The 18,063-nt window shown below is 64.2% G+C and carries 20 protein-coding genes; 7 read left to right on the top strand and 13 right to left on the bottom strand.

What is annotated here, in order from left to right:
- Window positions 1-114 precede the first annotated feature (114 nt).
- Window positions 115-324 (top strand): dodecin, encoded by a 210-nt coding sequence (locus tag NFJ07_RS09945; protein WP_269994007.1) that lies wholly within the window; start codon window positions 115-117, stop codon window positions 322-324.
- A 95-nt stretch (window positions 325-419) separates the two neighbouring features.
- On the opposite strand, the gene NFJ07_RS09940 is transcribed toward NFJ07_RS09945, so the two are convergent.
- From NFJ07_RS09940 to NFJ07_RS09930, 3 genes are all read right to left on the bottom strand, one after another.
- Window positions 420-692: a hypothetical protein gene (locus NFJ07_RS09940; RefSeq protein WP_269994006.1), complete on the bottom strand. Its 273-nt coding sequence runs from the start codon at window positions 690-692 to the stop codon at window positions 420-422.
- Window positions 689-895, bottom strand: coding sequence for a hypothetical protein (locus NFJ07_RS09935; RefSeq protein WP_269994005.1), 207 nt, complete (start codon window positions 893-895; stop codon window positions 689-691). The genes NFJ07_RS09940 and NFJ07_RS09935 overlap by 4 nt, the downstream gene beginning before the upstream one ends.
- A 145-nt stretch (window positions 896-1,040) precedes the next feature.
- A complete protein-coding gene (locus tag NFJ07_RS09930; protein ID WP_269994004.1) occupies window positions 1,041-1,943 on the bottom strand; it encodes a helix-turn-helix transcriptional regulator in 903 nt (300 codons plus the stop codon).
- Between the two features lie 164 nt (window positions 1,944-2,107).
- On the opposite strand from NFJ07_RS09930, the gene NFJ07_RS09925 reads away from it, so the two are divergent.
- The 5 genes from NFJ07_RS09925 to NFJ07_RS09905 are packed head-to-tail and all read left to right on the top strand — an operon-like array spanning window position 2,108 to window position 6,915.
- On the top strand, window positions 2,108-2,953 hold the full coding sequence (locus tag NFJ07_RS09925; protein ID WP_269994003.1) for an aldo/keto reductase: 846 nt from the start codon (window positions 2,108-2,110) through the stop codon (window positions 2,951-2,953).
- A gap of 28 nt (window positions 2,954-2,981) precedes the next feature.
- Entirely contained in the window at window positions 2,982-3,953 is a 972-nt protein-coding gene (locus NFJ07_RS09920) for an aldo/keto reductase (RefSeq protein WP_269994002.1), read from the top strand.
- Window positions 3,950-4,954 (top strand): NAD-dependent epimerase/dehydratase family protein, encoded by a 1,005-nt coding sequence (locus NFJ07_RS09915; protein WP_269994001.1) that lies wholly within the window; start codon window positions 3,950-3,952, stop codon window positions 4,952-4,954. The genes NFJ07_RS09920 and NFJ07_RS09915 overlap by 4 nt, the downstream gene beginning before the upstream one ends.
- Before the next feature lie 19 nt (window positions 4,955-4,973).
- Complete coding sequence (locus tag NFJ07_RS09910; RefSeq protein ID WP_269994000.1) at window positions 4,974-5,804, top strand: aldo/keto reductase; 831 nt, start codon at window positions 4,974-4,976, stop codon at window positions 5,802-5,804.
- 40 nt (window positions 5,805-5,844) lie between these two features.
- Window positions 5,845-6,915 carry a lactonase family protein gene (locus NFJ07_RS09905; protein ID WP_269993999.1) on the top strand — a complete coding sequence of 357 codons (1,071 nt, stop codon included), beginning with the start codon at window positions 5,845-5,847 and terminating at the stop codon, window positions 6,913-6,915.
- Between the two features lie 212 nt (window positions 6,916-7,127).
- On the opposite strand, the gene malQ is transcribed toward NFJ07_RS09905, so the two are convergent.
- On the bottom strand, window positions 7,128-9,326 hold the full coding sequence (gene malQ / locus NFJ07_RS09900; protein ID WP_269993997.1) for a 4-alpha-glucanotransferase: 2,199 nt from the start codon (window positions 9,324-9,326) through the stop codon (window positions 7,128-7,130).
- 317 nt (window positions 9,327-9,643) lie between these two features.
- Here malQ and NFJ07_RS09895 point away from each other — a divergent pair, with 317 nt between their 5' ends.
- On the top strand, window positions 9,644-10,669 hold the full coding sequence (locus tag NFJ07_RS09895) for a PHP domain-containing protein (protein ID WP_269993995.1): 1,026 nt from the start codon (window positions 9,644-9,646) through the stop codon (window positions 10,667-10,669).
- On the opposite strand, the gene NFJ07_RS09890 is transcribed toward NFJ07_RS09895, so the two are convergent.
- From NFJ07_RS09890 to NFJ07_RS09850, 9 genes are all read right to left on the bottom strand, one after another.
- On the bottom strand, window positions 10,666-11,709 hold the full coding sequence (locus NFJ07_RS09890) for a HoxN/HupN/NixA family nickel/cobalt transporter (protein WP_269993994.1): 1,044 nt from the start codon (window positions 11,707-11,709) through the stop codon (window positions 10,666-10,668). The two genes, NFJ07_RS09895 and NFJ07_RS09890, sit on opposite strands and share 4 nt — an antisense overlap.
- On the bottom strand, window positions 11,709-12,539 hold the full coding sequence (locus NFJ07_RS09885) for an urease accessory protein UreD (RefSeq protein WP_269994245.1): 831 nt from the start codon (window positions 12,537-12,539) through the stop codon (window positions 11,709-11,711). The genes NFJ07_RS09890 and NFJ07_RS09885 overlap by 1 nt, the downstream gene beginning before the upstream one ends.
- 212 nt (window positions 12,540-12,751) lie before the next feature.
- Window positions 12,752-13,369, bottom strand: coding sequence for an urease accessory protein UreG (gene ureG, locus NFJ07_RS09880; protein ID WP_269993992.1), 618 nt, complete (start codon window positions 13,367-13,369; stop codon window positions 12,752-12,754).
- Between the two features lie 16 nt (window positions 13,370-13,385).
- A complete protein-coding gene (locus NFJ07_RS09875; RefSeq protein WP_269993990.1) occupies window positions 13,386-14,054 on the bottom strand; it encodes an urease accessory protein UreF in 669 nt (222 codons plus the stop codon).
- Between the two features lie 192 nt (window positions 14,055-14,246).
- On the bottom strand, window positions 14,247-14,726 hold the full coding sequence (gene ureE, locus NFJ07_RS09870; protein WP_269993989.1) for an urease accessory protein UreE: 480 nt from the start codon (window positions 14,724-14,726) through the stop codon (window positions 14,247-14,249).
- A 19-nt stretch (window positions 14,727-14,745) separates the two neighbouring features.
- Window positions 14,746-16,530: an urease subunit alpha gene (gene ureC / locus NFJ07_RS09865; protein WP_269993988.1), complete on the bottom strand. Its 1,785-nt coding sequence runs from the start codon at window positions 16,528-16,530 to the stop codon at window positions 14,746-14,748.
- Complete coding sequence (locus NFJ07_RS09860) at window positions 16,527-16,913, bottom strand: urease subunit beta (RefSeq protein ID WP_269993986.1); 387 nt, start codon at window positions 16,911-16,913, stop codon at window positions 16,527-16,529. Before NFJ07_RS09860 ends, ureC begins: the two co-directional genes overlap by 4 nt.
- Window positions 16,914-16,922: 9 nt before the next feature.
- Window positions 16,923-17,225 (bottom strand): urease subunit gamma, encoded by a 303-nt coding sequence (locus NFJ07_RS09855; RefSeq protein ID WP_078106942.1) that lies wholly within the window; start codon window positions 17,223-17,225, stop codon window positions 16,923-16,925.
- A 203-nt stretch (window positions 17,226-17,428) separates the two neighbouring features.
- Window positions 17,429-18,037 carry a DedA family protein gene (locus NFJ07_RS09850; protein ID WP_269993983.1) on the bottom strand — a complete coding sequence of 203 codons (609 nt, stop codon included), beginning with the start codon at window positions 18,035-18,037 and terminating at the stop codon, window positions 17,429-17,431.
- Between the last annotated feature and the right edge of the window lie 26 nt (window positions 18,038-18,063).

The raw sequence follows: 18,063 nt of genomic DNA, 5'->3' as shown, positions 1-18,063 counted from the left end.
GAGCGAGCGTCGGCAGGGACCACCCCTAGTCCCCCGGCCTTGCGTCGGCTAGTCTGCTTTCACGGCCTGCCAGGCCCGCAGTTCAGGCATCAAGGACGATCATGAGGAGCAAGAATGGCTGACCACACATATAGCGTTTCCGAAATTGTTGGAACCTCATCCGAGGGCGTCGACGCCGCCATCAAGAACGGCATTGCGGCTGCAAGCCAGACCCTCCGCAATCTCGACTGGTTCGAGGTCAAGGAAATCCGCGGCCACCTCAACGAGGGCGCCGTCGCCGACTGGCAGGTAACCATCAAACTCGGCTTCCGCCTCGAGCGTTAAAACCTCGAGCGTTAGGCCCCACAAAGCCCACTTAACGACGATGGCCGTCAGCCTTTCTGTGGAAAGGCTGGCGGCCATCAGTTGCGAGGCTGGACTCACCCGCGGGTCCAGACTTGGACGGGGTCACCGCCACAGAGGAGTCGCCGGCCACGGCCGGCAAATTCGATCCACAGGAATTCGTGGTCGGAGGAAACTTCGTCCACAAGGCCGGCGTCGAAACCCCATTTGTCCTCGTGGATCCAGACGGTTTCGCCGCGGCTGAGCTCGGACCACTTCGACGGCGGCAAGCGCAGCGACGCTCCAGCGGGCCGTTGGGCCGACGTCGTGAAGTGGCTTGGGCCCCACACGCCTAGGGTTTCGGGACTCATCGGGACTCTGCGACCAGGTACTGGCGCTGCCAGACCGTTGCCGCGCCGTTGTGGGTCGGGAAGACGTGGCCTTCGAAGAACGTGCGCACCACGAGGGGTTCGCCTTCAGGGCTCCACTGACCGGATGCCGGGCAATGCGAGCCCGTGGATCCAGCGGACCCGGCGGTGGTTGCCCGTTCCCTCAGCAGCGCGATGCGTTTCATCGTTGAATTCCATCCTTGATATGCGAAAAGGTCTGGTTTCAGCGTAAACGCGATTCAAAAGCCGCCCAATGGGCACATAGACAAAATCACGCCGATTCACTATGCAGCAACACAGTGACGTGGAACACTTTTGGCTGAAACTCCCTCAGCCCTCGTCCATTACATGACGCTCGGACAACTCCGGGCTCGTCGCCGTCCCCGCACCAAACGCCGTCCCCGCACCGAAGCTGCCCAGCAACTTCAGGGCATCGTCCGACGGCGAACCCGCCTTCGCGGAGTAGACCCGCAAGACCTGGTCCGGGTCCTGCGGCAGGGCCATATTCTCGAAGTTCAGCTCCACGTCCCCCACGGCGGGGTGGTGCAGTCGGACAGTTCCAGCCGAACGCGCTGCCACGCGATGCCCGGCCCACCATTGGCGGAAGTGTTCGCTGTTTACGGCGAGTTCGCCCACCAGCTGGTTGGCTTGGGTGTCGTCGGGGTGCCGCCCGGTATCAGCACGCAGGGAACCGGCGGCCTCGGCGGCAACCGTCTTCCAGTCCCGGAACAGCTCGCGTGCCTGGGGGTCCAGGATCAGCCAGCGCGTGAGGTTCCGCTCAGCGGGAGGCATGGCCGGGAAGTCGGCAAACAGCAAGATCGCCATGCGATTGGCTCCGAGCACGTCACTGCGGCGGCCAAGCAGGAGCGCCGGAACATCGCCCACAGCATCCAGGAGTTGGCGCAAGGCCGGCCGCACCCGTGGCGTGGGAGTCGGCGCTTTGGCGCTCGACGCGCAGTGCTCAAGCAGGTCCATCATGTGCTCGTGCTCGCTTGAGTCCAAGCGAAGAGCCCGCGACACCGATTCAAGAACTGCCCGTGACGGATGGATATGGCGGCCCTGCTCGAGGCGTGTGTAGTAGTCCGTGCTGACATCGGCCAAGCGGGCAATCTCTTCCCTGCGGAGCCCGGGAACACGGCGCGCGCCGGACGCTTCCGGCAACCCTGCATCCTCCGGCGACATCCGGGAACGCATGGCTTTGAGGAACTTTCCGAACTCGGCGCTTTGACCCATGTCCCTATTCTTCCCTTCCCAGGGGCCTGTTTCTATGGCCAAGGTAGGACTGCGAGTCCTAGGAAAAACAGGGGGCGTCAAAACTACTGATTGTTGTGCCGAAAGTGCATAGGCTCGAAAAAGCCAGTCAGGCAATCCACCCACCAGCGACGAAAAGGCCGGACATGTCCAACGCTCAGAATTCAACCGTTCCCGGGCTCGTCCTGAACAACTCGGTCACCATCCCCCAGCTCGGCTTCGGCGTCTTCCAGGTCCCACCCGCTGAGACCCAGAAGGCCGTGGAGGACGCCCTTGAAGCCGGTTACCGGCACATCGACACCGCCGCGGCGTACCGGAACGAATCCGGCGTCGGCGCGGCAATCAAAGCTTCCGGCATCGCCCGGGAGGAACTCTTCATCACCACCAAACTCCGCAACGGCGAACAAGGCCGGGCCGGGGCGGCATTCGACCACAGCCGCCGCGAACTCGGCCTCGACGTCATCGATCTCTACCTGATCCACTGGCCCGTGCCGTCCCAGGGCCTGTTCGTCGACGCGTGGAAGGCCCTGGAAAAGATCCACGCCGACGGCGGCGCCCGGGCAATCGGGGTCTCCAACTTCCTGCAGGATCACCTCGACACCCTCCTCGAGTTCGCCGACGTCGTTCCTGCCGTGAACCAGATCGAACTGCACCCGACCTTCCAGCAGCGAGAACTTGCGGCGAAGAGCCGCTCGCACGGGATCGCCGTCGAGGCCTATAGCCCGCTGGGGCAGGGAGCGGACCTGGGGTCGGCAACGGTCACCGAACTGGCCGAAACGCACGGTGCCGCCCCGGCGCAGATCGTGCTGGCCTGGCACCTCGGAACCGGCAACATAGTCATCCCCAAGTCCGTCCACCCGGAGCGGATCCGCCAGAACCTCGCGGCGGCGTCGTTGCAGCTCACCCCCGAGGAACTGGCAGCCATTAGCGCGCTCGACGCCGGTGCCCGCCTCGGCGCCGACCCCGCCGTCGCGTCGTTCAGCCAAATGTAAATACCACCAGCGTAAGGAAACCAAAACCATGCAGTACACCCACTTGGGCCGCTCAGGCCTCAGCGTCTCCCGCTTGTGCCTCGGAACCATGAACTTCGGCCCGCAGACGGAGGAATCCGCAGCGCACTCCATCATGGATTCGGCACTGGACGCCGGCATCAACTTCTTCGACACCGCCAACGTCTACGGCGGCCACGACAACCGGGGATGGACCGAGGAAATCCTGGGCCGCTGGTTCGCCAAGGGCGGCGAGCGCCGCGAGCGCGTCGTCCTGGCCACCAAGCTCTACGGAACCATGACGGACCGCCCGAACGAGTCCAAGCTCTCCGCCCTCAACATCCGGCGCGCCCTGGACGCCAGCCTCAAGCGCCTGCAGACCGATTACATCGACGTGTACCAGTTCCACCACGTGGACCGGAACACGCCGTGGGACGAGATCTGGCAGGCCATCGAGGTTGCCGTCCAGCAAGGCAAGATCCTGTATTCCGGAAGCAGCAACTTCGCAGGCTGGCACATCGCCCAGGCCCAGGAAGCGGCAGCGCGGCGCAGCTACAACGGACTCGTGAGCGAGCAGTCCATCTACAACCTGCTCACCCGCAACGTCGAACTGGAAGTCATCCCGGCTGCTCAGCAGTACGGCCTCGGGCTCATCCCATGGTCGCCACTTCACGGCGGCCTTTTGGGTGGGGTGCTGAAGAAGGAGCGCGACGGCGTCCGTCGCCTTGAGGGCCGCGCGGCCGAAACCCTGAAGAAGCACGAAGAGCAGATCCGCCAGTACGAGGACCTCGCCGACGACCTTGGCCACGAGCCCGGCGACGTGGGCTTGGCCTGGTTGCTGCACCAGCCGGCCGTGACCGCACCGATCGTAGGTCCGCGCACGCAGGAGCAGTTGGACGCTGCCATCAGGGCTTTGGATGTCACACTCGACGCCGATGCCCTCAAACGGCTCGACGACATCTTCCCGGGCCACCGGACCGCGCCGGAAGACTACGCGTGGTGACCTCGGCACCGTTGCGCCTGCTGTTCATTGGCGGGACCGGGACCATCAGCGCGGCGGCGGCGGAGCGCGCCGTCGCGCTGGGTCACCGGCTCACTGTGCTCAATCGCGGGCTGAGCTCGGAAAGGCCGGCCCCTCCGGGCACGGAACTGCTCCAGGCAGATATCCGCAACGCCGCCGAGGTGGCGGAGGTGCTGAACGGTCGCGAGTTCGACGTCGTTGCGGACTTCATCTCTTTCACGCCGGAGCATGTGTCCAGCGCCGTGGAGTTGTTCCGCGGCCGGACAGCTCAGTACGTGTTCATCAGTTCGGCTTCGGCCTACCAGAAGCCACCAGCACACTTGCCGATCCTCGAGTCCACCCCGCTAAGAAACCCGTTCTGGAAGTACTCACAGGACAAGATCGCGTGCGAAGACCTTCTCGTGCGGGCCTACCGGGAAGAGGGATTCCCCGTCACCATCGTTCGGCCATCGCACACCTATGACCGCACGCGGATCACCCTTCTGGGCGGCTGGACGGACATCCATCGGATGCGGGAAGGCCTGCCTGTGATAGTCCACGGCGACGGTACCTCGCTGTGGACCCTCACCCACGCGGATGACTTTGCAGTGGCTTTCGTTGGCCTCCTCGGCCGGCCGCAGGCCGTGGGCGAAAGCTACACCATCACCTCGGACGAAGCGCTCCCGTGGGACCAGGTCTACCGGGTCTTCGCCACGGCGGCAGGGGCCCCGGAACCCGAACTGGTGCACATCGCCTCGGACACCATTGCCGCGCACTCCCCGGAGCTTGGCCCCGGGCTTCTCGGGGACAGGTCCCACTCCGTGGTCTTCGATAACACCAAGATCAAAACACTGGTGCCCTGGTATCGGGCAGAAATTCCGTTCGCCGCGGGCGCACGGGAGATCGTCCGGTGGCATGATGAACATCCAGGCATCAAGCACGTAGACCAGGACTTCATGAAGCTCAGCGAACAACTGGTCCAATGGGCACGGAGGCCGATCTAGCAACTGAAAGGACAGGACCATGGCACTTGCTCCGACCGTCAGGCTCAATGACGGTAACGCCATCCCGCAGATCGGCCTCGGAACCTGGCCGCTCGACGACGCCCAGGTCGCCACTGCGGTGGTGTCCGCCGTCGAGCTTGGCTACCGGCACGTCGACACGGCCTACCGCTACGGTAACGAGGCCGGCGTCGGGCAAGGCGTGCGGGACTGCGGCCTCCCGCGCGAGGAACTGTTCATCACCACCAAACTGGACGGCACCCACCAAGGCCGCGACCGCGCCGTCGACGGGCTCGAGGGCTCCCTCAAGCGCCTCGGACTGGACTACGTCGACCTCCTGTTGATCCATTGGCCGCTCCCCCAACGGAATGAATTCGTGTCCACCTGGGAGACTTTCGAGCGGCTCCAGGCTGAAGGGAAGGTACGCTCAATCGGCGTGTCCAACTTCAAGCCCTCGCACCTCGAGCGGCTTCTCGAGGAAACCTCGGTGGTGCCGGCCGTCAACCAAATCCAGATCTCGCCGTCCATCACGCGGATCGACGAACGTGCCTTCAACGGCAACCACGGGATCGCGACGGAATCGTATAGTCCGCTCGGGGCCGGTCGCGATCTCCTGAATGCCCCGGTCTTGGCGGCCATCGCGAAGAAACACGGAAAGACACCCGGTCAGGTCGTGCTGCGCTGGCACGTCCAAGAGGGGCTCGTGGCCATCCCGAAGTCCGCCAATCCGCTGCGCATGAAGGAAAACCTGGACGTTTTCGACTTCGCCTTGGACCACGACGACCTGTCCGCAATCGCCACTTTGGACGCGGGTGCCGACGCCGGTGTCGACTCGGACGTACAGGGACACTGATACAGGTTTCACAGGCTCCATTACCAACACTGAGGACGGCATGGCAGAGAACATCGACGGGACGCTCATCTGGGCAGGCGCGTACACCGCAGACAGCGACGGGCACGGAATGGGCATCGGGGCAGTTGCCGCCCGTGAAGATGGCAGCCTGAGTTTGCTGGGCACCGCAGTTGAAGCACCGTCGCCGTCGTTCCTTGCCGTTCACCCCACCCTGCCGGTGGTCTACGCGGTAGCCGAGGCCGCCCGGACGGTCCGGGCGTACCGGCGGACCGGGCTGTTTGGCCTCGGGCCGCTGGGCGAGGCCTGGCCGGCCGGAGCTGCGGCCTGCCACGTCGCCGTCGACCCTTCCGCCCGTTTCATCGTGGTCGCCTGTTGGGGTGACGGCAACGTGCTGCTGTACGGGCTCGACGACGACGGCGGCATCACCTCGCGCTTTGCCGCGCCGCCGGCGAAGGATCCGCACGCCGGCGTCGACGGCGGAATCGACATCGCGACGGGCGGCCCCAGGGTGAGCCGCGCCCATGCAAGCCTCATGCTCGAGGACGGCCGGATCATGACCACCGACCTCGGCTTCGACCTCGTACGGGTGTGGAATTACTTCCCCGACACCGGCCTGCTCCCCGACCACCAAGTCGCTCTCCCTATGGGCAGCGGCCCTCGGCACTTGGTCCAGCACCCCTCTGCCGACGCCGTATTCGTCGTGACCGAGTACTCCATCGAAGTGGCGGTGCTCCTCCCCGGCGCGGACGGCCGCTTTATGCTCCACCGTCGCGGTCCTGCAACGGCCGGTGGATCCGCCGACGGCGACGCAGCAGCCGAAATCGTGCTGTCCCCGGACAATCGCTACGTCTACACGGGTATCCGCGGCTCCAACCGGATCTCGGTGCTGGCCGTCGAAGGCAGCGGAACCCGGCTCCGTCCCGTGGCTGACGTGCCCAGCGGAGGAGACTGGCCCCGCCACCACATGGTCCGCGACGGTTGGCTCCACGTGGCGCACGAGCGTTCCAACCAGGTCACCTCGTTCGCACTGGACCCTGCAACCGGCATCCCGGGCGAAGTCCTCGACCAGCTGAACGTGGGCTCCCCTACCGCGTTGGTTGTGGCCTCCTGACCGGCCAAATGGCGACGCTCGCTCACATATACGGCCGCAAGCCGGAACGCTCGCTCACATATGTGGCCGCAAGCCGGAACGCTCGCTCACATATGTGGCCGCAAGCCGGAACGCTCGCTCACATCAAGTGAGCGAGCGTTCCGCGGAAAGGCCCCAAAAGTGAGCGAGCGTCGTGGGGGCCAGAGGCGAGACCTCACGCCTCGATCCGAGGCCTAACCCCTTACAGCCTCGTCCACCGCTGCCAGCAGGGAGTTGAACCGAGGGTTGGCATCAAGGTCATCAATGAGGACGGCGCGTCCGCGTTCGTCGGCGAGTGGAACTTGCCAGTTGGGGTATACGTCCGACGTCGTACCGGGCTGGTTCTGGACCCTCCGTTCCCCCACGGCATCCACTAGCGCAACGCCCAGCAGGACCGACGGCGCCTGCGCCAGCAGCCGGTGCAGCGCCTCAATGACCTGCTCCTCGCCAAGCTCCTGGCCGCCGGCGTCGGCAGGCAACAGGCCCCGTTCCCGCAGCAACCCCATCATCTTGTCCAGGCCGGCCTCGTGCTCGTCCCGTTCCTCGGCCACGCTTCGTTCAAGCAAGCCCAGTTGACCCCGGAGTTCCACGTGATCGCCGGCGAGGTACCCGGCAGTCGGGGGGAGGTCGTGGGTGTTGACGCTGGCGAGGGCCTGCGTTCGGTACCGTTCGGGCGGCAGGGGTGAGTCGCCGTCGTACTCGAACCAAAGGATCGACGTGCCCAGGATGCCGCGCGCCGCAAGATAGTCCCTCACCCACGGCTCGAAGACCCCCAGGTCCTCGCCGATGACCACCGCGCCCGCGCGGTGCGCTTCCAAAGCGAGGATGCCGATGAGGGCCTCGTGGTCGTAGCGGACATAGGCGCCGTCGCGGGCGGAGTTGCCAGCAGGCACCCACCACAATCGGAAGAGCCCCAAGATGTGGTCCACACGGATTCCGCCGGCATGGCGAAGGACAGTGGAGAGCATCGCTCGCAACGGCGCATAGCCCGCCTCGGCCAAACGGACCGGGTGCCACGGCGGCTGGTTCCAATTCTGGCCAAGCTGGTTGTACATGTCCGGGGGTGCGCCCACGCTGACACCCGGCGCGAAGCTGCTGCGCAGGGTCCAGGCATCGGCGCTGCTGAGGTCCGCCCCGACGGCGAGATCGTGCACCACTCCCAGCCGCATGCCGGAACGCCTCGCCGCAGCCTGGGCTGACTCAAGCTGCTCATCGCAGATCCACTGAAGCCAGCGGTGGAAACCAATCCGATCGGCCAAAGCCTGGCGCATCGACTCAACCTTGGGCGAACCGAGCGTGGCCGCGGGGTCCTGCCAGAAGGGGTCGTCCGGCGAACGGTCCTCGCGGATGGCGCACCAAAGGGCGAAATCGTCCAGGCCCGGGCCGGACTCGCGGCAGAATTCCTCGAAGGCGCGCTGCCGGGCCGGAGAAAGCTTGACGGTGTGAAGGAGTTCCAGGGCAGCGAGCTTGGCGGCGAAGATCTGGTCCCGGTCCAGCCGTTCCGCGTCCTTGTTGAGCGGATGGACGTGATCCAACAGCCGGTCCACCGTGGCGCGCTTGCGAGGCTTGACATATGCCAATTCGGGAATGGCTTCCACGCGGATGTAGAGGGGGTTGAAGAATCGCCTGGTGGACGGAGAATACGGCGACGCTTGAACCGGAGGCACCGGATCCGCGGCATGCAGGGGGTTCACCAGGACGTAGTCGGCCCCGCGAGCGCCAGCCAACGACGCCAAATCGGCCAAGTCCGCGAAATCCCCGATACCCCACGAACGCTTCGAGCGCACCGAGTACAGCTGCGTGGCGAGTCCCCAGCCGCGCCGTTCCTCGAGCTGCGCTGCCGTCTGCAACTTGGCTGGAACCACTGCCAGCGCGGCGGTGGCAGTCACGCCGTCGGACTCGGCCGTGAGCGAATGCCAACCAAGCGGCAAGCCGGCTGGCACCTCAAAGGTGGCACGGCCTGTGGGCACGCCATCCACGTCGCGCGGCGGCGCCCAGTCCTCCTGTTGAATGGCCGCGAGTTCCGTTCCATCCTCGAGCGAGATCGTCAGGCGCGCCGGTGAACCGTCGTGGACGTGGACGTGCACAGGTGCATTCGTTCCCTCTTGGACGACGACGGCGGGCGGCAGCATCCGCCGCCACGGCGCCACTTCTGCGTCCACGAGGGCTGCTTCGACCTGCTCGTTGGAATGAGCGACGACTCCCAAGGAACCGAGTACTTGGATCAGTGTGGAGGGCGAAACATTGTGTTGCAGCCCGTCCCAGCCGTAGAAAGACGTCCCGACGCCGTGAGCGTCCGCGAGCCGGTGAAGCAGGTCCTGGTCAATGGCGGTGTTCGCGGAGGGTGGCTCCGCCGTGGGGTCGGTCGCCTGCTGGATGGGAGTGTTGGTCATGTCCGCCTCGTCTGCGATGTGATTCGTCCGAAGGTGCATACCGCCCCGCGTGAAACACGAGCGAGGCAACTGGTTCCGATTATTGCAGGGCGGTGGGGGCCGTCCCAGTTATTCCGACAGCATGACGCCTGCAACCCTCGCTCACATGATGTGAGCGAGGGTTCCGAAAAACACCGCCATATGTGAGCGAGGGTTCCGAAAAGCACCGCCATATGTGAGCGAGCGTCGGAAACCCCAAACCCTCGCTCACATATAGGGCACCAAACCCAAACCCTCGCTCACATCCGTCTGAGCGCGGCGTGGTACATGATTGAGCTATGGACGCCGTAGACGCGCTCAACGAAACCGCCTTCTGGCTGGAACGGGAACTCGCGGACAGCTTCAAGGTCCAGGCGTTCCGCCGGGCTGCGGGCATCATCGCCGGCGTGAGCCAAGAGGAACTGGCTGCCCGCGCGAAGGATGGCCGCCTCAAACGAACCAAAGGAATCGGCAGCCGGACCTTCGAAGTGATCAGCCAGGCCCTGAGCGGCGCTGTTCCGGACTACCTTGAGAACCTCCGCCGTCGCGGCGCCGAACCCTTGGTCGACGGTGGACACAGGCTGCACGCCGAACTCCGTGGCGATCTGCACAGCCACAGCAACTGGTCGGATGGCGGCTCACCGATCGAGGTTATGGCCGATGCGGCTCGTATACTCGGCCGAGAATATATCGCGTTAACCGATCATTCCCCCAACCTCGCCATCGCCAACGGGCTCAGCCCCGAGCGTTTGATGGAGCAACTCACCGTTGTAGATGGGATCAACGACGGATACGGCCAGGATCCCGGTTTTCGGCTGTTGGCCGGCATCGAAGTGGACATTCTTGAAGACGGCGAGTTGGACCAGTCCACGGAACTGCTGAGTCAACTGGACGTTGTGGTTGCCAGCGTCCACTCGAAGCTCCGATCCGACAAACGGTCCATGACACGGCGCATGCTCGCCGCCATCGAAAACCCGCACACGAACGTCCTCGGGCACTGCACCGGCCGATTGGTCACGGGATCTCGCGGAACAAGGCCTCCATCGGAGTTCGACGCCGAAAAGGTGTTCTCGTCGTGCGCGGAACACTCTGTTGCGGTCGAGATCAATTCGAGGCCGGAACGCCAGGACCCGCCGGACGAATTGATTCAGATTGCCCTCGACGCTGGCTGCCTCTTCAGCATCGACAGCGACGCCCATGCCCCCGGCCAGCTCGACTTCCTGCAGTACGGAGCGGAGCGGGCTGAAGCCAACGGCGTACCCGCCGATCGGATCATCACGACGTGGCCGTTGGATCGGCTCTTGGAATGGCTCCAGCCCGACTAGCGGGACCGTGCCGCGCGCATCCGGACGGCCGCGACCACCCACACGACGGCAAACAGTGCAATCAGCGCCAGTCCGGCGTCGCCGAGGTCTATTTCGCCCAGCCAGGTGGTGACAGGATCGCTCAGCCCGAAGGCCGCGTTGAGGAAGCCGCCAAGCGTGATGACCGAGATGAACAGCGCCGAGAACGCCGAGATGCCGGTGATGATGGCGTTGAATCCAAGCTTGCGCTGCGGATCATGGATGGCGGACTTGTACAAGCGCATCATGGCCACGCCGTTGATGGAATCGCAGAGGGTCATGGCCGCGGTGAAGGCCAGCGGCAACGCCAGGAGGGCGAGCACAGACACTCCCGCGAGCGACGCCGCCGTCGTGAGCACCAGCAGCCCGATAGTGGTGGCGGTGTCGAAGCCGAGCCCGAACAAGAACCCGATCACGTAGATGTTACGCGGACGCTGGACCCTGGACAGCGGCTTGGCCAAGAGCCGCGCGATGAACCCTTTGGTTTCGAGGTCTTCGACGGCGATTGCGCCGCCAGCCTGGGCTGCGCGGTACAGCTGCATCGTGCGGAGGAACGCAGACCCGTTGAAGATGCCCATGGCCAGGAGGAAAATCCCGGAGACGCCGCTGCCGATCAGCCCCAGCACGAGGTGCCCGGTGGTGCCGTCCTCCATGAGCTGGCCCACCAGCCTCGCGCCGCCGACCACCATCACACCGGCCAGGATTACCACGGAGCTGTGGCCCAGGCTGAAGGCGAATCCGACACTCACGGGATCCTTGCGCTGAGCCACGAATTTTCGTGTGGAATTGTCGATCGCGGCGATGTGGTCCCAGTCGTAGCTGTGCTTGATACCGGCCACATAGGCCGTCAGCACGAGGCCCAGCGCCAGCGGCTGCCCGCCACCGGCGCCACCCGCCAGCAGGAGTACGACGGCGGCAAGGTGCAGGAGGACGACGGAACCGAACATGAACGCGAGGCGCGACTTCATCGGGAGATGCTCGCGCCGGCGGTACATCGAGGCGAGCTCCGCCAGTGAGGTCATCAGTATTTCCTTAGATCCAGCGGCGCCCTGCCGTACCAGCGTTCGCGCAGAAGGCCGGTACAGGCACCAAGCAATCGATTCAGTTCCTCGGTGCTGTTCGAGAGGGACCGTAGGATCAAGCCCGTTGTGCCTCCAAGGGTTCGGGTCAGCGATAAGCCCGAGTACGCCTCATACCCCGCCGTCAGCCGGTTCAGTTCATCGGCGAGCGCCTGATCAACCCGCGGATCCACCACAATCAGCGAACCGAGGTGGCTGTAGCCCTCCATGAAGCCCGTTCCGGTCACATCGCCCAGGGCCGGCCGGATCAGGAGGTTGTCGAGCGCAAGCAGCGCCGCGCCGTCGTCGCTTTCCACCTGGATCTCGTTGCAAAGCCGGAGTTCCCGGTACTTGAAGGAGGCGCCGTCCGGCGACCAGCCAGGAGTGATGACTTCCGCCATGATGAGGCTCGACGTCGGACGCACAGTGATGTGGGTATTCTGCCGATAGCTGGCCTCCCGGTAGGCGATGAGCTGGTCAGGAGCCAACTCCAGTTCCGCGCCCTCCCCCAGGCGAATAGTCATCCGCTGCTCAGCAAACGATCCCGGAGTCCGATAAATCTTCGTGGCCGACTGAGTCGTCAAAAGCAACGAAGCCCCAGGCTCGACCTCCACATCCACAACATAGAGATCCGCCCCCAAATACGCCCCGCCCGGATTGACCATGACATAACAAACCTGCCCGCTCTGATCCAAGTAATGCGGCCTCAAAACCCGCAAGGCACCCCGATGAAACTGTCGCACGGCCACGGAACGACCGGCGCGCTCGGCTACGCGCAACTGCAGTTCGCCCATCGGCGCCTTTGAGGGTGCCAGGTCACCTCCGACGGCTCCGCCGGATTTGGGGCCGTGCCCGTCCCCAGCCGCTCCCAACTCTCGCAAGCTCGAGTCGGGGCCCTCGCCGCCGTGGGCCCCTCGCGGTGCCCGCCACGCCGCGGCCCCCAAACCCGGCTTCGCCGCCTCAGCGGTCAGGTCACCGACCGGGCTCCCCTCGACCGCCGTCGTGCTCATTGCGCCAGGTCGAGCATTAGGACGTCGTGCCGCATCCATGCGATGACCTTGTCTAGCCCTTCGTCCGTCTTCAGGTTCGTGAAGCAGAACGGCTTGTCGCCGCGGAATTCCTTGGAGTCGTGTTCCATGACGGAGAGGTCAGCCCCGACGAAGGGGGCGAGGTCGGTCTTGTTGATGATGAAGAGGTCGGATTTGATCATGCCTTGGCCGGCTTTGCGGGGGATTTTCTCTCCCTGGGCAACGTCGATGATGTAGATCGAGAAGTCGACGAGTTCGGGGCTGAACGTGGCGGAGAGGTTGTCGCCGCCGGATTCGACGAAGATGACCTGCAGGTCGGGGTGCCGTTTCTTGAGTTCCTCGATGGCCGCCGTGTTCATGGAAGTATCTTCGCGGATGGCGGTGTGCGGGCAGCCGCCGGTTTCGACGCCGATGATGCGGTCCTCGGGCAGAATGCCGTTGGCTGCAAGGATTTTGGCGTCTTCGATCGTGTAGATGTCGTTGGTGATGGCGGCCATGGAGATTTCCCTGCTCATGTGGCGGGTCAGGCGCTCCACGAGCTGCGTTTTGCCAGCACCTACCGGGCCGCCGATGCCGATCTTGATGGGTTCAGACATGTGTCCTCCTATGGTTCTAGCTCATGAACATGCGCGCACGTTGCCATTCGTGCCGCATCTGCGAAATTTCCAGCCCGGGGCTGACGGCTCCGAAGTCGTCCCAGCTGAGGTGCTGGACATGTTCGACGGCGGCAGCGACGTCGTCGTGCGCTTTGCGCAGGAGCCGCTGCCCGGAGTTCTGGCCGAGCGGGATGGCACGCACGGCGTTCTGCGTCAGGGACGTGACCGCCGCGAAAAGGTACGCGCCGAGCGCTTCTTCGAACGGCACGCCCAGCGAGCGCGCGACGACGGCGAACGCCAGCGGCTGATGACCGGCAGCCCGGCCCGTGGTCACGAGAGCCCGGTACGCCTCGAGCTCGGCCGACGGAAAGACCTCGGTCCCGATCTCGATCAGCCGCCCGCCCATCTTGGTACTGGCCTCCCGCAACTGCCGAGGCAAGAGCTGGGCACTCAAATGAACATCCAACTCCCCCAAATCCGCCCCCTCAAAAAGGAACCGAATGGCCAAGCCATCGGAATAGGTCAACTGCTGTGAAATGAATGCAGACAGCCAGACCCCAAAACTCCCCTCATCAGAAACGACCCCACGCTCGATGTAGGTCTCAAATCCAAGAGAATGCGCAAAAGCCCCGGTAGGCAACGCGGAATCAGTGAGCTGCTGAAGTGCAAGCTGACAAGAACTCACTGTTGCCTCCCGAAGGTGACGTCGCGAACAGCCGACCCGGATTTGGGGGCCGCGGTGTGGAGGGCACCACGGGGGGCCCACTGCCGCGAGGGCCCCGACCCGAGCTTGCGAGGGTTGGGAGCGGCTGGGGACGGGCACGGCCCCAAATCCGGGGCGGCGCCCCAACCCGACCGCACGCCACGGCCAATGAGACTAGTGCGTGTGTTCAGCATGGCGGAAAGGCACCGGCATTACGCGTTCCTGACGGTCGTAAGGCACACCGACGTGTTTGAGGTAATCCTCGACCGTGTGGTCGTACTGGCACACCATGACTTCGGCCCCGTATTCGGACGAGGCGTCGAAAAATTGGGCCTGCAGGTGCCGGTTGCCCAGGGAGTGGGCCACTACACCCATTTCGTAGATGCTGCGGGCGGCGATGACCAAGACGTCGCTCGGCAGCACAGACACCACGATCAGGTTTGCATCCTCGACGGCGAGGATGTCGCCGTCGCGCAGGTCTCCGGAGCCGGGCGGGAGGCGAATGCCGAACTCTTTCCCGTGGTCCGTGGTGACGCGCTGGATGCGTTTGACCAGTTGGGCACTCGGCAGCACGACCTTCTCCTTGTGGAGGCCGGCGTACTTTTCGGGATCAGGCAGTTCGTACAGGTTGCCCAGGATCTTTTCGATGATCATGTGGTTCTCCTCCGGCGATCTAGAAAAGGAAGTAGCGCTGGGCCATGGGCAGCACGTCGGAGGGCTCGCAGGTGACGTCTTCGCCGTCGACCGTCACTTTGTAGGTTTCGGGGTCGACGGCGATATCGGGCGTCTCGCCGTTGAACTTGAGGTCCGCTTTGCTCAGGTTCCGGATGCCGGATACCGGCCGGATGACGCGTTCCAGGCCAAGCTCCTCCGGGACGCCGGCGTCGATGGCCGCCTTGGAGAGGAAGGTGATGGACGACTGCTGCAGCGCCTTGCCGTGGGTGGCGAACATCGGGCGCATGGTGCGTGGCTGCGGTGTGGGGATGGAGCCGTTGGAATCGCCCATGAGTGCGTAGGCAATCTGGCCGCCTTTAAGGACCAGTTCCGGCTTCACGCCGAAGAAGGCCGGGTTCCAGAGGACGAGGTCGGCGAACTTGCCCACTTCCACGGAGCCGATGGAGTCTGCCATGCCCTGCGCGATCGCGGGGTTGATGGTGTATTTGGAGACGTAGCGCTTGATCCTGAAGTTGTCGCTTTCCTCGCCCAAGCCGTTTGCAGCGCCGTGGCTTGCACCTGACGCGTCCTTGAGCACGCCCCGCTGCCGCTTCATGGCGTCGGCCACTTGCCAGGTGCGGATGACGACTTCGCCGACGCGGCCCATGGCCTGGGAATCCGAGGAGGTCATGGAGAAGATGCCCAGGTCCTGGAGCACGTCTTCGGCCGCGATGGTTTCGGCCCGGATGCGGGAATCGGCGAACGCCACGTCTTCCGGGATGTCCGGATTGAGGTGGTGGCACACCATGAGCATGTCCAGGTGCTCTTCGATGGTGTTCCGCGTGTACGGGAGCGTCGGGTTGGTGGATGCCGGGAGCACATTGGGCAGTCCGGCGATTTTGATGATGTCCGGAGCGTGCCCACCGCCGGCGCCTTCGGTGTGGAAGGTGTGGATTACCCGGCCGTCAATGGCCTTGATGGTGTCCTCCACGAATCCGCACTCGTTGATGGTGTCCGTGTGGATGGCTACCTGCACGTCGTATTCATCGGCTACGCGCAGGGACATGTCGATGGACGACGTCGTGGCACCCCAGTCCTCGTGGACTTTGAGGCCTACTGCTCCTGCGCGGATTTGTTCAGCGAGCGGTTCGATGGCAGAGGCGTGGCCTTTTCCGAGGAGGCCGATATTGATCGGGAGCCCCTCCGCCGCTTGCAGCATCCGCGAAATGTGCCATTTGCCGGGCGTGATGGTGGTGGCCTTGGTACCTTCGGCCGGTCCTGTGCCGCCGCCCACCATGGTGGTGACCCCGCTGCACAGGGCCGTGGGGACTTGGTCCGGGGAAATGTAGTGGATGTGGGTGTCCACACCGCCTGCGGTGAGGATCTTGCCTTCACCCGCGATCATCTCGGTGCTGGCCCCGATCACGATGTCCACGCCGTCGGAAATCTGCGGGTTGCCGGCTTTGCCGATCTTGAAGATGTGGCCGTCTTTGAGCGCCACGTCGGCCTTGTAGATTCCGGTGTAGTCGAGGACCACTACGTTCGAAATGACGGTGTCCGGGACGTCGAGCGTCTGGACCGATGCTGCGTTGGATTCAGGCAGGCGGCCGTCGCGGGTCACTTGGCCGTTCTGCCCCATGCCGTCGCGGACCACTTTGCCGCCGCCGAACATGACCTCTTCGCCGTAGACCGTGTAGTCCTTCTCGATCTCGAGGAAAAGTTCGGTGTCCGCCAAGCGGATGGAGTCGCCCGTCGTCGGGCCGTAGAGGTCTGCGTACTGCTTGCGCGAAATTTCAAAGCTCACTGGGCTGTCCCTTCCTTGCTGGCTCCGGGCCCTTCGGTGCCGGCGGCAGCACCGCCGTCGTTCTTTCCGGCGTCCGCGTCAAGGGGACCGTTGACGGCGTTCCGCAGGCCGTAGACTTCGCGGTTGCCAGCAAGGGCGACGAGCTTGACGGTCTTGGAGTCGCCGGGCTCGAAGCGTGCGGCCGTTCCGGCGGGGATGTCCAGGCGGCGGCCGTAAGCGGCTTCGCGGTCAAAATCGAGCGCTGGATTCGATTCGGCAAAATGGTAGTGCGAACCCACCTGGACGGGGCGGTCGCCACGGTTGACGACTTCGACGGCGATTGCCTCGCGTCCGCTGTTGCAAGCAATGGGCTCTGCTTGGAGACGGTACTCACCGGGAATCATATTGGCCTCCTAGCGGATCGGATCGTGGACGGTGACGAGCTTGGTGCCGTCAGGGAAAGTGGCCTCAATCTGGACGTCATGGATCATCTCGGGCACGCCCTCCATGACATCCTCACGGCGAAGCAGGGTGGTCCCGTAGCTCATCAGTTCAGCGACGGTTTTCCCGTCGCGGGCGCCCTCAATCAGTTCGTAACTGATGATCGCCACGGCTTCGGGGAAGTTGAGCTTAAGACCGCGGGATTGCCGACGGCGGGCGAGGTCGGCCGCGACCACGATCATGAGCTTTTCCTGCTCACGGGGCAAAAGATGCATCGGTTCTCCTTAAAGTTGTGTGCTGCAGAAGCGGACATCAGATCACTCGAGGCTCAGATAAGCCGAGGACGTCGGGGCAGCTACTACGGTTATAACGCCAAACGTCAGACATATCCAGTTCGATCCTTCACCGCCCCTTCCGAACGAATTGTGACCAGCCTAAGCCGACCAGGTTTCCGCCTTATTTCCGCGGCACCGGAAGGTCAGGCCTTCTTGGCGCGGTGCTTCCTGACCTGCCAGACAACCAGAATCGCCACCACAATTACTGCCACCACAGCCGCGGCACCCCGGCCCACCACGCGCGCCACTTCTTCGTAGGAATTTCCGGCCACAAAGCCGAGCGTCACGAACAAGGAGCCCCAGATAATGCCGCCGCTGAAGTTCCAGAACGCGAAGCGCCGGTAGGGCATTCGGCTGAGTCCGGCGAGCGCGGGCATGACGGCGCGAAAGAAGGCTGTAAACCTGCCCAGGAACACCGCGACGCCACCTTTGTCTTTGAGGAAGTCTTCGGCCTTCTGCAATTGGGCGCGTCTTTTGTCCAGGATTTTCAAGGCCATCACCCGCGGACCGAAGTGCTTGCCTATTTCGTAGCCCACGGTGTCTCCCGTGATCGCGGCAGCCACCACAATGGCGATCATGGCCCAAAGTTCGAAAAGCCCACGGCTCGCAATCACCCCGCCAACCACGGCTGCCGTTTCACCGGGGATCACAAAGCCCACAAAGATTGCATCCTCAGCGAACACGAGGGCGAAAACGATGCACGCAATCACGAGCGGGCTGGTGTTCAGGAGTCCGTCCAAAAGCGCATGCATGAAGAACAGTCTGGCAGGCGAAGCCG

Source organism: Arthrobacter sp. B2a2-09 (assembly GCF_027587375.1).
Taxonomy (GTDB): Bacteria; Actinomycetota; Actinomycetes; order Actinomycetales; family Micrococcaceae; genus Arthrobacter.
This window is presented reverse-complemented; position numbering and strand designations above follow the sequence as displayed.

Bases quoted from the DNA above. Each gene is read 5' to 3' on its own strand.
- NFJ07_RS09945 (WP_269994007.1), top strand. From the start codon at position 115: ATGGCTGACCACACATATAGCGTTTCCGAAATTGTTGGAACCTCATCC.
- NFJ07_RS09940 (WP_269994006.1), bottom strand. From the start codon at position 692: ATGAGTCCCGAAACCCTAGGCGTGTGGGGCCCAAGCCACTTCACGACG.
- NFJ07_RS09935 (WP_269994005.1), bottom strand. From the start codon at position 895: ATGAAACGCATCGCGCTGCTGAGGGAACGGGCAACCACCGCCGGGTCC.
- NFJ07_RS09930 (WP_269994004.1), bottom strand. From the start codon at position 1,943: ATGGGTCAAAGCGCCGAGTTCGGAAAGTTCCTCAAAGCCATGCGTTCC.
- NFJ07_RS09925 (WP_269994003.1), top strand. From the start codon at position 2,108: ATGTCCAACGCTCAGAATTCAACCGTTCCCGGGCTCGTCCTGAACAAC.
- NFJ07_RS09920 (WP_269994002.1), top strand. From the start codon at position 2,982: ATGCAGTACACCCACTTGGGCCGCTCAGGCCTCAGCGTCTCCCGCTTG.
- NFJ07_RS09910 (WP_269994000.1), top strand. From the start codon at position 4,974: ATGGCACTTGCTCCGACCGTCAGGCTCAATGACGGTAACGCCATCCCG.
- NFJ07_RS09905 (WP_269993999.1), top strand. From the start codon at position 5,845: ATGGCAGAGAACATCGACGGGACGCTCATCTGGGCAGGCGCGTACACC.
- malQ (WP_269993997.1), bottom strand. From the start codon at position 9,326: ATGACCAACACTCCCATCCAGCAGGCGACCGACCCCACGGCGGAGCCA.
- NFJ07_RS09895 (WP_269993995.1), top strand. From the start codon at position 9,644: ATGGACGCCGTAGACGCGCTCAACGAAACCGCCTTCTGGCTGGAACGG.
- NFJ07_RS09890 (WP_269993994.1), bottom strand. From the start codon at position 11,709: ATGACCTCACTGGCGGAGCTCGCCTCGATGTACCGCCGGCGCGAGCAT.
- NFJ07_RS09885 (WP_269994245.1), bottom strand. From the start codon at position 12,539: ATGGGCGAACTGCAGTTGCGCGTAGCCGAGCGCGCCGGTCGTTCCGTG.
- ureG (WP_269993992.1), bottom strand. From the start codon at position 13,369: ATGTCTGAACCCATCAAGATCGGCATCGGCGGCCCGGTAGGTGCTGGC.
- ureE (WP_269993989.1), bottom strand. From the start codon at position 14,726: ATGATCATCGAAAAGATCCTGGGCAACCTGTACGAACTGCCTGATCCC.
- NFJ07_RS09860 (WP_269993986.1), bottom strand. From the start codon at position 16,913: ATGATTCCCGGTGAGTACCGTCTCCAAGCAGAGCCCATTGCTTGCAAC.
- NFJ07_RS09855 (WP_078106942.1), bottom strand. From the start codon at position 17,225: ATGCATCTTTTGCCCCGTGAGCAGGAAAAGCTCATGATCGTGGTCGCG.
- NFJ07_RS09850 (WP_269993983.1), bottom strand. From the start codon at position 18,037: ATGCATGCGCTTTTGGACGGACTCCTGAACACCAGCCCGCTCGTGATT.